General features: G+C 52.9%; 12 protein-coding genes. 2 read left to right on the forward strand and 10 right to left on the reverse strand.

The window, feature by feature from the left end:
* Nucleotides 1–137 precede the first annotated feature (137 nt).
* The 9 genes from nqrM to ACJJJB_RS09960 all read right to left on the reverse strand — a co-directional run bounded on the left by nqrM (nucleotide 138) and on the right by ACJJJB_RS09960 (nucleotide 9,152).
* Nucleotides 138–380, reverse strand: coding sequence for a (Na+)-NQR maturation NqrM (gene nqrM, locus ACJJJB_RS09920; RefSeq protein WP_020413083.1), 243 nt, complete (start codon nucleotides 378–380; stop codon nucleotides 138–140).
* The gene (locus ACJJJB_RS09925; protein ID WP_445366170.1) at nucleotides 380–1,438 is read right to left on the reverse strand and encodes an FAD:protein FMN transferase; all 1,059 of its coding nucleotides are present in this window, start codon (nucleotides 1,436–1,438) and stop codon (nucleotides 380–382) included. The genes nqrM and ACJJJB_RS09925 overlap by 1 nt, the downstream gene beginning before the upstream one ends.
* A 14-nt stretch (nucleotides 1,439–1,452) precedes the next feature.
* On the reverse strand, nucleotides 1,453–2,676 hold the full coding sequence (gene nqrF, locus ACJJJB_RS09930) for an NADH:ubiquinone reductase (Na(+)-transporting) subunit F (protein WP_020413085.1): 1,224 nt from the start codon (nucleotides 2,674–2,676) through the stop codon (nucleotides 1,453–1,455).
* 17 nt (nucleotides 2,677–2,693) lie between these two features.
* Nucleotides 2,694–3,302 (reverse strand): NADH:ubiquinone reductase (Na(+)-transporting) subunit E, encoded by a 609-nt coding sequence (gene nqrE / locus ACJJJB_RS09935; protein ID WP_020413086.1) that lies wholly within the window; start codon nucleotides 3,300–3,302, stop codon nucleotides 2,694–2,696.
* Nucleotides 3,303–3,305: 3 nt separating this feature from the next.
* On the reverse strand, nucleotides 3,306–3,962 hold the full coding sequence (locus ACJJJB_RS09940) for an NADH:ubiquinone reductase (Na(+)-transporting) subunit D (RefSeq protein WP_020413087.1): 657 nt from the start codon (nucleotides 3,960–3,962) through the stop codon (nucleotides 3,306–3,308).
* 2 nt (nucleotides 3,963–3,964) lie between these two features.
* On the reverse strand, nucleotides 3,965–4,747 hold the full coding sequence (locus ACJJJB_RS09945) for a Na(+)-translocating NADH-quinone reductase subunit C (RefSeq protein ID WP_020413088.1): 783 nt from the start codon (nucleotides 4,745–4,747) through the stop codon (nucleotides 3,965–3,967).
* A complete protein-coding gene (locus ACJJJB_RS09950; protein ID WP_353376392.1) occupies nucleotides 4,740–5,951 on the reverse strand; it encodes an NADH:ubiquinone reductase (Na(+)-transporting) subunit B in 1,212 nt (403 codons plus the stop codon). The genes ACJJJB_RS09945 and ACJJJB_RS09950 overlap by 8 nt, the downstream gene beginning before the upstream one ends.
* Nucleotides 5,952–5,953: 2 nt before the next feature.
* Entirely contained in the window at nucleotides 5,954–7,294 is a 1,341-nt protein-coding gene (locus ACJJJB_RS09955) for a Na(+)-translocating NADH-quinone reductase subunit A (RefSeq protein ID WP_445366171.1), read from the reverse strand.
* Between the two features lie 394 nt (nucleotides 7,295–7,688).
* Nucleotides 7,689–9,152: a glyceraldehyde-3-phosphate dehydrogenase gene (locus ACJJJB_RS09960; RefSeq protein WP_445366276.1), complete on the reverse strand. Its 1,464-nt coding sequence runs from the start codon at nucleotides 9,150–9,152 to the stop codon at nucleotides 7,689–7,691.
* 302 nt (nucleotides 9,153–9,454) lie between these two features.
* Between ACJJJB_RS09960 and mfd the strand changes: the two genes are divergently transcribed.
* Both mfd and ACJJJB_RS09970 read left to right on the forward strand, forming a co-directional pair.
* A complete protein-coding gene (gene mfd, locus ACJJJB_RS09965; RefSeq protein ID WP_444946617.1) occupies nucleotides 9,455–12,934 on the forward strand; it encodes a transcription-repair coupling factor in 3,480 nt (1,159 codons plus the stop codon).
* A gap of 130 nt (nucleotides 12,935–13,064) precedes the next feature.
* The gene (locus tag ACJJJB_RS09970; RefSeq protein ID WP_445366172.1) at nucleotides 13,065–14,036 is read left to right on the forward strand and encodes a CsiV family protein; all 972 of its coding nucleotides are present in this window, start codon (nucleotides 13,065–13,067) and stop codon (nucleotides 14,034–14,036) included.
* Between the two features lie 623 nt (nucleotides 14,037–14,659).
* On the opposite strand, the gene ACJJJB_RS09975 is transcribed toward ACJJJB_RS09970, so the two are convergent.
* Nucleotides 14,660–14,875 carry a cold-shock protein gene (locus ACJJJB_RS09975; RefSeq protein WP_020413094.1) on the reverse strand — a complete coding sequence of 72 codons (216 nt, stop codon included), beginning with the start codon at nucleotides 14,873–14,875 and terminating at the stop codon, nucleotides 14,660–14,662.
* Between the last annotated feature and the right edge of the window lie 21 nt (nucleotides 14,876–14,896).

Consider the following 14,896-nt stretch of genomic DNA (forward strand, 5'->3'; position numbering starts at 1 on the left):
CTAAATTCTGTTTTCCAAATGGAGCGAGATACGCGAGAGCGCTGCTCACTCATTATTTAATTACGATTATCAGCACCAGTTGTGCCAATGACATAAAACAACAAGCCCGTTGATCACGGGCTTGGGAGGGAAGCTACTTACTTGCGCTTGGTTGCGTCATAAGCGAGATCTTCAGTAGCCATACCTTTTTGGCGCTGGCGCTCTTGCTCTTTTTCGCACTCGTCATCGTTGCCACCACAAATGGTGCAGTCCTGCTTCATGCCGATATTATTCAGCCCGCCACAGGAACCCTTCAGGGGTTTGTTTTGAACCATGGCACCAAGGGCCATCCCTGCAACGACCAGTAGCATGGCAACAAATGCAAATATAAATATTGTCACTACTCAGACCTCTCAAGGTAAGGGGCAAAAGCAGCGCTATACCGCTCTTCAAACCCCTTGTCAGTTTTCACCAGCATAAAGACAGCCAGCTTTTCACGCTCTGCCAAAGCCATTCCCGCTTCGGCCCCAAGTACATTCAGTGCAGTGGCCAGGCCATCTGCCTCAGCACAGGTATCCGCTATAATAGTCACCGACGCCAATCGGTGCTTTAGCGGGCGACCAGTACGCGGATCTATGCTATGCGCATAACGTACCCCGTCGCGCTCGTAATAATTGCGATAATCACCACTGGTGGCCACTGCTTTACCACTCACAGCAATTGATTCCTGAACCATTTGCCCCATTGAGTCAGGCGCCTCAATGCCAATTCGCCAAGCCTTACCTTTTGGATTCACACCAAGGGTACGCAGTTCACCACCGATTTCGACCAGGTAGTTAAGAATTCCCTGCCGCTCCAACAACATCGCAACCCGATCCACGCCGTGCCCTTTGGCGATGGCCGACAGGTCAGTCTCTACTGGACGATTGCGGGTGATGGTATCCGGTTCACGAGTCACCTCGAGTGCATCAGAGCCCACTACCTGCTGCAAACGGGCAATATCCGCATCGGTGGGAATCCGCTCTGGTTCTGGTTGAGGGCCGAAACCCCACAAGTTAACCAGGGGTCCCACAGTCACCTCAAAGGCGCCTTCGCTGCGACGATAGATATCCAGAGACATCTGCACAATATCGGCGAGCGGTTCGCTAACCGGAATGGCCTCACCCACAGGACTGCGATTAAAACGCATCAACTCGGAACCATTGATGTAAGTGGACATCTCCTGGTTGACCTGTTGCAGCTCACTATCGATTAGCGTCTGCAACTGGCTGTGCTCAACACCTCGGGGAACATCGACAACCGTGATGTGATAAGTGGTGCCCATGGTGCGGCCACTGAGTTGCCAGTTCTCAGGTGTCGGTGTACAAGCAGAAAAAATTACAGCCACACAAAGCAAAAACAGGGCCGGAAGAACGGGCCCTGTTTTTGCTTTTTTCGGGGCTTTGATTGCGTTTAGCAAACTAAGCTCCCCGTTTAACCACCGAAGTCATCGAGGAGGATATTTTCATCCTCCACGCCCAAGTCTTTGAGCATATTGATTACTGCGGCGTTCATCATGGGCGGCCCACACATGTAGTACTCACAATCTTCCGGAGCCGGGTGGTCTTTCAGGTAGTTTTCATACACTACGTTGTGAATGAATCCTGTGTAACCAGTCCAGTTGTCCTCAGGTTGTGGGTCGGACAGAGCCACGTGCCACTGGAAATTGTCAAACTCAGAAGCCAGGCCGTTGTAGTCATCTTCATAGAACATTTCGCGCAGGGAGCGAGCGCCATACCAGAAGCTGATCTTGCGCTTGGAGTGCAAGCGCTTGAGCTGGTCGAAGATGTGTGAACGCATCGGTGCCATACCGGCACCACCACCAATAAAGACCATCTCGTTATCGGTTTCCTTGGCGAAGAATTCACCGAAGGGTCCGTATACCTTGATCTTGTCACCCGGCTTGAGGCTGAACACGTAGGAAGACATCTGGCCAGGGGGCACACCTTCCGTGCGCGGCGGCGGAGTCGCGATACGGATGTTGAATTTAACAACACCCTTCTCTTCCGGGTAGTTGGCCATAGAGTAGGCACGTACCACAGGCTCAGTAACCTTGGACTCCAGCTTGAAGAAGCCGAAATGCTCCCAGTCACCGCGGTATTGGTCTTCTACTTCGAAGTCAGCAAATTTCACGTGGTGGGGCGGAGCCTCCAACTGCACGTAACCACCCGCACGGAAGTCAACGTTTTCACCTTCAGGCAGACGCAGGGTCAGCTCTTTAATAAAGGTGGCTACGTTTGGATTGGATTCCACAGTGCACTCCCACTGTTTCACACCAAATACCTCTTCCGGTACTTCGATTTCCATATCCTGCTTAACAGCAACTTGACAGGAAAGACGCTTACCTTCCTTTGCATCTCGCGGAGTAAAGTGTGCCGCTTCGGTGGGCAGCATATCACCACCACCCGCAGTCACTTTACATACACATTGCGCACAGCTGCCGCCGCCACCACAGGCGGAGGCCAGGAACAGGTTGTTAGCAGCCAGGGTTTGCAGCAGCTTGCCGCCGGCCGGTACGGTGAGAGTCTTCTCACCATTAACCAGGATATTGACGTTGCCGGTGTTTACCAGGCGCGAGCGGGCCGCAAGGATCACCGCTACCAGCGCCAGTACGATAACGGTAAACATCGCTACGCCGAGGATAATTTCAATACTCATTCTATTGTTTTCCCCGCTTAGATATCGATGCCGCCGAAGGACATGAAGCCCAGGGACATCAGACCAACGGTTACGAAGGTGATACCCAGGCCTTTCAGGCCATCCGGTACGTCACTGTACTTCAGCTTTTCACGAATACCGGCCAGTGCGGTAATCGCCAGTGCCCAGCCGAGGCCAGCACCGAAGCCATAGGCAACACTCTCACCAAACGCATATTCCCGTTCAACCATGAACAGAGAGGCACCCATGATGGCGCAGTTCACGGTAATCAGCGGCAGGAATACACCCAAAGCGTTGTAGAGCGCCGGTACGTATTTATCCAGGAACATCTCCAGGATCTGAACCAGTGCTGCAATTACGCCGATGTAAGACAGCAGGCCGAGGAAGCTCAGGTCCACGTCGGGGTAGCCGGCCCAGGCCAGCGCACCGTCTTTCAGCAGGTAGGTGTAGATCAGGTTGTTCACCGGTACTGTCAAAGTCAGCACCACAATAACCGCAACACCCAGGCCAATAGCGGCCTCAATCTTCTTCGATACCGCCAGGAAGGTACACATACCGAGGAAGAAGGCCAACGCCATGTTTTCAACGAAAACGGCGCGGATAATCAAAGAAATATAATGTTCCACGGATTAGGCCTCCTGCGCTTGGGAATTAGGCGCAATCTTGAACTCATCCTGCTCAACCTGGGCAGGCTTCCAGGCGCGAATTGCCCAAATGAACAAGCCGATCAGGAAGAATGCACTCGGCGGCAATAACAGTAGGCCGTTAGGGATGTACCAACCACCATTGCTCACGGTAGTCAGGATATCCACACCAAACAGTTTACCGGCACCGAAGAGTTCACGGATTACCGCGAGACCGATCAGGATTACGCTATAACCCAGACCGTTTCCAAGACCATCAAAAAAGCTGGGCAGTGGCGGGTTCTTCATAGCGAAGGCTTCCGCACGTCCCATCACAATACAGTTGGTAATGATCAGGCCAACGAATACGGACAGCTGCTTGGAGATGTCGTAAGCCAGGGCCTTGATCAGCTGATCAACCAGGATTACCAGGGAGGCAATCACGGTCATCTGTACAATGATACGGATGCTGTTCGGGATCTGGCTGCGGATCAGAGATACCGCAACGTTGGAACAGGCCACAACCGAGGTCAGAGCGATACACATTACCAGGGTAACCTGCAGTGAGCTGGTTACAGCCAGTGCAGAACAGATACCCAGGATCTGCAGCGCGATCGGGTTGTTGTTAAAAATCGGCTCTAGCAGAGTCTCTTTGATTTTCATGCTTATGCCTCCCCTGCTTTCAGGTTTTTCAGGAAGGGACCATAACCCTGGTTACCCAACCAGAAGTTCACCAGGTTATCAACACCCTTACTGGTCAGAGTCGCACCAGACAAACCATCTACTTCGTGAATCGCATCTGGGCTGTCAGGGTTTACCTGCCCCTTGATCACGTTGATGTCAACGTTGCCATCGGTATCGAAGACCTTTTTGCCAATCCACTGGGCTTTCCAGTTGGGATTGTCCACTTCGCCACCGAGTCCGGGAGTTTCCTTATGCTCGTAGAAGCCGAGGCCTGCTACGGTGTCGAGATTGCTCTCGAGTGCGAGAAAGCCATACAGGGTGCCCCATAGGCCGTAACCACGGATAGGCAGAATGATCTTATCCAGCTTGCCGTCTTTCTCTACCAGGTATACCTCTTTAGTATTTTCCCGACGGATAATTTTGGCCGTGTCCTCATCAGCGGGCAGCTTCTCGCTGGCAGAGGCAATTTTGGAAGCGGCACGACCGCTACCACCAGCCGGAGCCTGATCGGTGAACTTGCCGGTATTCAGGTCAACATATTTGATCTGAATATCCGCGAAGGCCTTCTCAACCTCAGCTTTGCTAGCGTGGGAATCCTTTAGCAGGCCCCCTGCCATCAGTACATTGCGCTTCATGTCCAGCTCGGCATTCGCCTGCTGGGCAGGCTTCAGCATTACCGCCGCAGTGGAAACCACCACGGAGCACACCAGGCACATTACCAGCGCGACAATCAGAGTACCGGTTACGGAATCTTTATTAGCCACGTGCCAACCTCCGTTTGATATTGGACTGCACCACAAAGTGGTCAAACAGCGGAGCGAACAGGTTGGCGAACAGGATCGCCAGCATCATGCCTTCCGGGAAGGCCGGGTTCACCACACGAATCAGGACAACCATCACCCCAATCAGGATGCCGTACCACCAGCGGCCGATATTGGTCATCGCTGCAGATACAGGGTCAGTGGTCATAAAGATCAGACCGAAGGCGAAACCACCCACTACCAGGTGCCAGTACCAGGGTACCTGGAACATTGGGTTGGTTTCGGAACCGATCATGTTGAACATAAACGCAGTGGCCATCATGCCCAGCAGAGTGCCGGCTACGATGCGCCAGCTGGCGATCTTCATGCCCATCAGGATTACTCCGGCAATCAGGATAGCCAGGGTAGAAGTTTCACCGATGGAACCATGTATCTTGCCGAAGAAAGCGTCGAACCAGGTCACCTGGCCAACAGCAGCGTTCACAATACCGTTCTGGATACCTTCACTGGCCATGACAGACAGCGCGGTAGCGCCGGTGTAGCCGTCAACCGCAGTCCACACCGCATCGCCGGACATCGCAGCCGGGTAGGCAAAGAATACGAACGCGCGACCGGTGAGTGCCGGGTTGAGGAAGTTTTTGCCGGTACCACCGAATACTTCCTTGCCAATAACCACACCGAAGCTGATGCCCATGGCCACCATCCACAGAGGGAGATCCGGCGGACAGGTTAAGGCAAACAGAATGGAGGTTACGAAGAAACCTTCGTTCACCTCGTGACCGCGCACAGCGGCGAACAGCACTTCCCAGATACCGCCAACAATAAAGGTGACCGCATAAATCGGCAGGAAGTACATGGCTCCGTAGACAAAGTTGTCCCACAGACTCGCAGGGTTGTAGGAGGTCAAAGCACCAATAATGGCGTGGCGCCAGCCGGACAGATCCGGATTGGTCATACCTTCGAGAATGGTGTTGGCCTGGAAGCCGATATTCCACATACCATAGAAGGCAGGGATCATCGCACAAGCCCAAACCGTGATCATAATACGCTTCAGGTCGATACCGTCGCGCACATGAGCAGTAGTTTTGGTCTTGTCTGCCGGCTGAAACAGACCGGTGTCAATCGCTTCAAACAGGGCGTAGAACTTTTCGAACTTACCGCCTTTATGAAATTTTGGTTCGATTGAATCGAGGAATTTACGCAGCATACTTACCCCTCCTTCTCAATACGGGTCAGGTTGTCCCGCAAAATGGGGCCGTATTCGTACTTGCCCGGACACACAAAGGTGCACAGCGCCAGATCTTCCTCGTCCAACTCCAGAGCACCCAGTTTCTGGGCCATAGCGGTATCACCCACGATCAGGGAGCGCAGTAGCTGGGTCGGAAGTACGTCCAGCGGCATGACCTTCTCATAAGTGCCAACCGGTACCATGGCACGCTCGGAACCGTTGGTACTGGTAGTGAAATTGAACAGCCTGTTCTTGAACAGGCGCGAGAGGTAAATCGGGAATACGGAGAAACGCTTGTTACCAGCACGCAGGTAGTGCAGGAATGGGCGCTCATCGCCCTCTTCCAGAACAGAAATCTGGTTGTGGTAACGGCCCAGGTAACCCAAAGGACCTTCAGCAGTACGACCGCCAAATACCGAGCCGGAAATAACGCGGTCGTTATCACCTTTCAACTCACCGGAAGTCAAAGTTTCCAGGCTGGCGCCGAGACGAGTGCGCAGAAGACGCGGCTGCTTGACTTGAGGGCCGGCCAGGGAAACAACGCGATCGGTGAACAGTTTACCAGTGGCAAATAGTTTGCCTACGGCAATCACATCCTGGTAATTAATGGTGAATACACTGCGAGAACCGGAAACCGGGTTCAAGTAGTGGATATGGGTACCTGACAGACCTGCCGGATGGGGGCCGGCAAAAGCTTCGCGGCGAATATTCGCAGCGCTCGGTACGGGGATATCTGCATCAGGGGCGGTACAGACGTAAGTGGTTTCCGCCAGCTTGGAAAGAATCTCAACGCCCTGAGAGAAGGCTTTGGGGTTCTCGGCAATGACCACTTCTGGGTTGGCAGACAGAGGATTAGTGTCCATCGCATTGATAAACACCGCTTCCGGTTTAGCGTCCAGGGCGGGAACGCGGCTGAATGGGCGGGTGCGCAGTGCGGTCCACATACCGGATTCAACCAGGTTCTCAACGACCTGTTCGCGCGTCAGACCAGACAGTTTATCTGCGCTATAGCTTTGGAACTGTTCTGCTGCATCGCCGTCAATGCCAATCACAACGGATTGCAGAACACGGCGGGCACCGCGATTAATAGCAACAATACGACCAGCGGCCGGCGCTGTGTAGCGCACACCCTCGGTTTTTTTGTCACTGAACAGTAGCTGACCAAGATTGACGCGATCCCCTACAGCCACCGCCATTGTCGGTTTCATCCCGTGATAATCGGGACCGAGAACAGCAACGGTCTTGATCGCAGGCCCTTTGTGGATGACCTGCTCGGGCGCGCCGGATATGGGTAAGTCCAATCCCCGACGGATCTTTCTCATACGCCTATGCCTAAGTTTCTAGTTTATAAAATTGCAATACGGCCCACCGTTCCGGGTTCAAACTGACAAACAGTCGATCCCAGACTGGCGAGCCATACTGTGGAATTCCATGTAGCGAGGGCTTATGCCGTTTCACCCGTAGACCGGGCGGAAGGAAGCTAACTAAAAGGTTGTGCGCGCTAACTTCTCGGCGCACGGCCGCCCCGCAAAATCGCGCGCATTATAAAGATGGGACAGAGGCTTTACCAGCCTGGGAAGTCTTTAACTAACACTAAGTTGAGAAATTTTTACTGGAAAAACAGGGATTTGGAGAGATCCGGGCGGACGGCTACGAGAGCCGCCTCACCCCACTGGCCGGCCCCTGAGACCGACCTGGAGACTTTCAGCTGACGCCTCAGTCTTTCTTGGGGAACAACTCGTAACGAACGCCGGCCATATCTTCCAGGCAGCGAACCACCTGACAGCTATAACCGAACTCATTATCGTACCAGCAGTAAAGCACCGCATTCTTACCGTCAACGATTGTTGCATTGGAATCGAATACGCAGGCACGGCGGGAGCCAACAAAATCGCTGGACACTACTTCCGGAGAATTGGTGTAGTCGATCTGCTGACGCAGCGGAGAGTGCAGAGCCACTTCACGCATGTACTCATTCAGCTCTTCCTTGGTGGCCTCTTTACCCAAATTCAGGTTGAGGATCGCCATGGAAACGTTCGGGGTCGGAACACGAATCGCATTACCAGTGAGCTTGCCCTTTAGCTCTGGCAGCGCCTTGGCGACAGCTTTGGCAGCGCCGGTCTCAGTCAGAACCATATTCAACGCAGCTGCGCGACCGCGACGCTCACCCTTGTGGTAGTTGTCGATCAGGTTCTGGTCATTGGTATATGCATGCACGGTTTCCACGTGGCCATGCTCAACACCGTAGCCGTCCATCATAGCCTTCAGTACCGGCACGATAGCGTTAGTGGTACAGGATGCTGCGGAAAGGATCTTGTCTTCTGGCTTGATGTCACCGTTGTTGATGCCGTAAACGATATTCTTGATATCGCCTTTACCCGGAGCGGTCAGGATCACTTTGGAAGCACCTGGGCTTTCCAGGTGCTGACTCAGGCCATCTTCGTCACGCCATACACCGGTGCTATCCACGATGATTGCATCGTTAATACCGTGCTCGGTGTAATCCACCTCCTGCGGAGAGTTGGCATAGATGACCTTGATCTCATTACCGTTGCAGATCAAGGAGCTAGTCTCCTCATCCACGCGGATAGTGCCCTGGAAGGCGCCGTGTACGGAATCGCGACGCAGCAGGGAGGCGCGCTTCACCAGATCATTCGGGGCCTTGCCCTTACGCAGCACGATTGCGCGCAGGCGCAGAACGTCGCCGCTGCCGGCTTTGTCAACCAGCAAACGAGCAACCAAGCGACCGATACGGCCAAAGCCGTAGATCACTACATCCTTGGGCTCAGGCAAAGGCTTGCCAGCACCACTGGCATCCGCCAGTTCCTCACGCACAAAATCGTCTACAGACAGACTGCGATCGTCGCGCATAAATTTATTGGTCAGGGTTCCCAGGTCGATGTGTACAGGACCCAGGTCCAATTTGCAGATAGCTTCCAACACAGGGAAGGTTTCAAACTCGGAGAGTTCATTCTCCTCAACCTGACGCACGAAACGGTGCGCTTTCATAATGCTCAGAACTGAGCGATTTACCAGGTTGCGGCCGTACATATAAATACCGACGTTTTGCTCGCGGTTGAGCTTTCCGATCATCGGGATCATGGATTCGGCCAGCGCTTCACGCTGCTTCCAGTCCTTGAAAAAGTCCGCGGGCTTCGGTCGCTTCTGAGTCACTGTCAGACACCTCTGCAAAATATTAATAGGCAGGAAATCACGGCCTGATACCTCACCAGGGCCATGTGGCTGCGCATTATCAGTATTCACCTATGCCTACGCAACTGGGCAAAAAAAAGTCAAAAAAATGTAGTAAAACTACCTTTTCGCTAGCCCACTGCCGGATGTAGTGCAATATCAAAAAAAGCGTAGCCGTTCGCAACCCAAAGCACAGGCACGGTTAACATAGACTGCAGCCAGACCCTTTCACGGCTACAATAGCCGCCCCTGGCACTACAGCAGATGAAAGCGCGGATATATAAGGAAAGATGACCGATATACAGCCCCTGACTCCACCAAAGTTTCTCAACAGCAATGACCGGCAATTCTGGGGGCAGCTGCATGGCGCAGCGGCCGCGCTCGCCGTATTAAACGCAGCTCGCAACAGCAAATCCCCGACACTGCTGATCACTGGAGATAGCCTTGAGGCGCACCGATTAGAGGTGCAATTGAAATTTTTTAACAAACCTCAGCGAGATGACGGCCCGGAACAGCCACTTGAGATCTTTCATTTCCCTGACTGGGAGATACTTCCCTACGATACTTTCTCACCCCACCAGGACATCATTTCCGACCGCCTTGCCACCCTTTATCGAATGCCCAAAATGGGCAGCGGCATTGTGATAGTGCCGGTAAGTACCCTGATGCACCGCCTACCCCCATGCGACTATGTTGCCGGCAACGCCCTGATCCTGAGCGAGGGGCAACAATTTGATATCGACATCCAGCGGCGCTTATTGGAGCAGGCGGGCTATCACTGCGTGGACACCGTTTATGAGCATGGTGAATTTGCCGTGCGCGGCTCCTTAATGGATATATTTCCCATGGGCAGCCCGCTGCCCTATCGCATCGATTTGTTTGACGATGAAATCGAATCCTTGCGTACTTTTGACCCAGAAACCCAGCGCACTGTGGACAAGGTGGAAACGATTCATCTGCTCCCCGCGCGGGAATTTCCCATGCACAAAGCCGGACTTTCCGGCTTCCTGCAGAACTGGCATGAGCAATTCCAGGCCGACCCCAGCCTGGTACCTATCTACCAGGATATCAGCGCGGGCATAGCCCCAGCGGGTATTGAATACTACCTGCCGCTATTCTTCGATAATAAATGCGCGAACCTCTTCGACTACCTTCCCGAGAACAGCCAGGCATTCATTCAGGGGGATATCCAAGCAGCAATAGAGAGCTTCTGGCGTGAGGTCAGCAATCGCTATGAGAGCCGCTGCGGCGACCTAACTCGCCCTATACTACAACCCCGTCAGATCCTGCTCGATGTGGATGAATTCAACGGTGCCCTCAAGTCCATGCCAAGAGCCATTTTCTCCACCGATACTCTGCCGGATAGTCAGGGCAACTACAATTTTGCCACCCTGGTACCGCCGACCCTACCCGTAGATGGTAAAGCTGAACAACCCATGGCAGCTCTGGAAAGCTACCTGATGGAATGCTCTGGGCGGGTGCTTTTCTGCGCGGAAAGTGGCGGGCGCCGTGAGGCATTGCTGGAACTCCTTAAAGGCATTCGCCTGGCTCCCCCAGCCTTTGCCAGCTGGGAGGCATTCCTGCACAGCGATGAAGCCATCGGCATCACCGTCGCCCCCCTTGACCAAGGGCTGCTACTTACTGACCCCTCCATTAATTTAATCGCTGAGCCGCAGCTATTCGGCGAACGGGTACTACAGCAGCGTCGCCGCAAGAAAGCTAAGGACGACGCAGACAATGCAGTTAAAAACCTGGCGGAACTGCGTATAGGCGCCCCGGTAGTACATATTGATCATGGCGTGGGTCGCTATCGCGGCTTGCAACACCTGGAGATCGACGGCCAACCCGCTGAATTCCTAACCTTGGAGTATGCCAATGAGGCCAAGCTCTATGTGCCCGTAGCCAGCCTGCATCTGATCAGCCGCTACTCTGGCGCTGATGAAGCCCTGGCTCCATTACACAAAATGGGCAGTGAACAGTGGCAGAAAGCCAAGCGCAAAGCCGCTGAAAAAGTGCGCGATGCCGCCGCCGAACTCCTGGATATTTACGCTCGCCGGGAGGCACGTGTCGGCCATGCCTTTGCCGATCCCAAGCTGGCTTACCGAGAGTTCTCTGCGGCCTTCCCCTTCGAGGAAACGCCAGACCAGCAGCAGGCCATTGAATCCGTGATTGGCGATATGCTGTCGAAGAAACCCATGGACCGACTGGTCTGTGGCGACGTGGGCTTTGGCAAAACCGAAGTCGCCATGCGTGCGGCATTTGTCGCCGCTCATGCAGGCAAGCAAGTGGCCATGCTGGTGCCAACGACCCTACTCGCTCAGCAGCATTTTCAATCTTTCCAGGACCGATTTGCAGACTGGCCTATCAATATTGAGGTGATCTCACGCTTCCGATCAGGCAAGGAAGTGGACAGCGTGAAAGAAAAAGTAGCCAGTGGCAAAGTGGACATCCTGGTCGGCACCCATAAGCTGCTACAGAGTGACCTGGACTTTAAAAATCTGGGACTGCTGATTATTGATGAAGAACACCGCTTTGGCGTACGCCAGAAAGAACGCCTCAAGAGTTTGCGTGCAGAAGTCGATATTCTCAACCTGACTGCCACACCAATTCCTCGCACTTTAAATATGGCAATGGCCGGTATTCGCGACCTCTCGGTGATTGCCACTCCTCCGGCGCGCCGCCTATCGGTAAAGACCTTTGTACGTGAGCGCGATGACGCCCTGGTAAAGGAGGCCATACTCCGGGAAATTCTGCGTGGTGGCCAGGTATATTTCCTGCACAACGAAGTCAAGAGCATCGAGCGTATTGCCCGGGAACTGCAAGAGCTGATTCCTGAAGCGCGTATCGGTATTGGCCACGGGCAAATGCGCGAGCGCGAGCTGGAACAGGTCATGAGTGACTTCTACCACAAACGCTTTAACGTGCTGGTGTGTACCACCATAATTGAGACCGGTATCGACGTCCCCACCGCCAATACCATCCTGATTGAGCGCGCAGATAAGTTCGGGCTGGCTCAGCTTCATCAGCTGCGCGGCCGAGTAGGACGCTCCCACCACCAGGCCTACGCTTACCTGTTGACACCCAACAAGCGCTCCATGACCAGCGATGCTGTAAAGCGACTGGAAGCAATCAGTGAAGCCCAGGATCTGGGGGCAGGCTTTACTCTGGCCACTCACGATCTGGAAATTCGCGGTGCCGGTGAGCTACTTGGCGAAGAACAGAGCGGGCAGATCCAAAGTGTAGGCTTCAACCTGTATATGGAGATGCTCGACCGAGCAGTAAAGGCAATTCGCGAGGGGCGCACACCCAATATCGATGAACCTCTGGAGTCTCCTGCGGTTGATGTCAATCTGCGAGTGCCGGCACTCATCCCTGAAGACTACCTACCCGATGTGCACGGCCGCCTGATGATGTACAAGCGCATTGCCAACGCTGTCGATCGCCAACAACTCAAGGAGCTGCAAGTAGAGATGATAGATCGTTTTGGCCTGCTGCCGGAGTCGGTAAAGCACCTGTTCCGCACCACTGAAATCAAACTGAAGGCGGATAAAATGGGCATTCGCAAGCTGGAAGCCTCTGCCGCCCGCGGCAGAATAGAGTTTGCTGACACAACCCAGGTAGACCCTCTCACCCTGGTAAAGCTGGTTCAAACCCAACCTGGCCGCTATCAATTGGCAGGCGCCAACCAACTAAACTTCAGCCTTGATGAGGAAGGTCCAGATCGCAAGCTGCAGGAAATCAATGAAGTTTTGGAGCGGCTAGCGCAATGATAATATCTCGCAGCCAGTGAGGTGATCGATCGACACCAGCAATTCCTGCTGCCAAAATTACCGACACCAAAAACTGGCTTCGGCCGCTCCTCCAGGCACCGACCATAGAAAGATGAAAAGTGGTAACTCCATGACCGTGAAAAGGATAACTCGCCTCTGCTCCACCCTAGCCCTGGCGCTCGCTGCTGCAGGCACGCAAGCCGCCAACTATGCAGGGAACACTTTCGAAATCGAGATGATCATTTTCGAGCGCCCCCAAGGCATGGCGCAGACTAGTGAAAACTGGCCAGCAAATCCACGCCTGGAGTACCCTTCCAACTGGGTGGACTTCGAGACCCGCCAGGAAAACCCACAACCGATCCCCTCTCCAGAAGCGGTATCTCTAACAGAGCTGGCCGGGGAAGAAGTCAGCACCGATGAGCCGCTGGGATTTGAGCCGCTGGAAACCAATGGCGATAAGGTAGAGTCAGGAAGTCACTCCAGTTTACTCCTCTCGCCCACAGCAACCCTACTGGGCAACAAGGCTACTGCCCTTGCAAGAGGTGGTGACCGGATTCTGTTTCACAAGGCATGGCGCCAAATATTGAAGCAAAAGCGAAACTCCCCCGCCATTCTGATCGACGGCGGCGACACCTTCCAAGGCCACAGCCAACTGGGAGGCTCGATCACCCTGAGCGTCTCCCGCTATCTCCACATCAGCACAGACCTCTGGCTAAATGATTTTTCCACCCCAGCTTCCGTTGATGGCGTATTGTTGCCACAACGACCAAGGGTCGCCGTCGAAGCTCCACTGGAAATAAAAAGCAGGGCACAGTCTGAAGAAAACTATAAGAGCGTTGCGCTACAGGATGTCCCAAATTCCTTGTCAGACTATGAACCTGTAACGCTAAGCGAGCCCCAGCTGGAAACTGAGCATATGATTTATGCCGCTCACACTGCCCGCTTGCAACATGAACGCCGCTTACGTAGCGGACAATTACACTATATCGACCACCCCGCCTTCGGTATTCTGATTGAAGTCCGCACCGTAGCTAAACCGACAGAAGAAGATATAAAAGCAAGCAATACCGTAGAGAATAATATTTCGAATACTGGAAACTGACTAATAAAACCTTAAGCTAGCCAACTTATCCCCCACAACAATGGGGGGTATTACTTTAATCCTTTACCTCGCCAATCTACACTCCCCAAGATACAACCAAATTTAAAGCCAGTTAATAAATTTCGAATTAAGTACATTGCATGCAAAAAGACTAAAGAATAATTTTTTATAAACTAAATGCAGAAATCAGCTCTTATAACAAACCACTTTTTTCAACATACGCTTAATTATCAATTTTCTTTCCTTACATCCTTTTGATTGGACAATACATTTTCACTAACCGCAGAATTTTGGGGCACAATTGGGAAAGAAGCCTATAACATTAAACAGGTTTCAAATTGATTAATTCTAAAAATTAATGAGAGGTTAATTCAATTGGATTAAGCGAGAGAATAAAACGAGAATCAAAATATACTGGCGGCGGGCATTTAGACCGTAGCAATATCAACAGTCACAAAATAGCCAACCTCTTAACCTACGGAAAAAAGGAACCAATCCAATGAAGGAAACGGAATAGAAAAGCGGACCTTTCAGCCCACTTTTCCAGAGGCGCTGGCAGAGCTGGCAGCAGGTATCTGCACAACCCTACACGACAACAGTTCTTTCAACGAGCGATCCGTAAATCACTCACAGGGAACAACATCTTCCGCCAGCAGTCCTTTGTCACCTTGTTGCATTTCGAACTCTACCGCCTGCCCCTCGTTAAGGGTTTTATAACCCTCGCCGCGAATGCTGCGATAATGAACAAAAATGTCTTCAGTTCCTTCTCCACAGGTGATGAAGCCATAACCCCGTGCGTTATTAAACCACTTCACAGTACCTGTAACGCGATCACTCATTGAGAAAACCTCATTATTGTT

This window comes from Microbulbifer variabilis, assembly GCF_052468405.1.

Coding starts and splice junctions, on each gene's coding strand:
- nqrF (WP_020413085.1), bottom strand. CDS start 2,676: ATGAGTATTGAAATTATCCTCGGCGTAGCGATGTTTACCGTTATCGTA.
- ACJJJB_RS09940 (WP_020413087.1), bottom strand. CDS start 3,962: ATGAAAATCAAAGAGACTCTGCTAGAGCCGATTTTTAACAACAACCCG.
- ACJJJB_RS09950 (WP_353376392.1), bottom strand. CDS start 5,951: ATGCTGCGTAAATTCCTCGATTCAATCGAACCAAAATTTCATAAAGGC.
- ACJJJB_RS09955 (WP_445366171.1), bottom strand. CDS start 7,294: ATGAGAAAGATCCGTCGGGGATTGGACTTACCCATATCCGGCGCGCCC.
- mfd (WP_444946617.1), top strand. CDS start 9,455: ATGACCGATATACAGCCCCTGACTCCACCAAAGTTTCTCAACAGCAAT.
- ACJJJB_RS09970 (WP_445366172.1), top strand. CDS start 13,065: ATGACCGTGAAAAGGATAACTCGCCTCTGCTCCACCCTAGCCCTGGCG.
- ACJJJB_RS09975 (WP_020413094.1), bottom strand. CDS start 14,875: ATGAGTGATCGCGTTACAGGTACTGTGAAGTGGTTTAATAACGCACGG.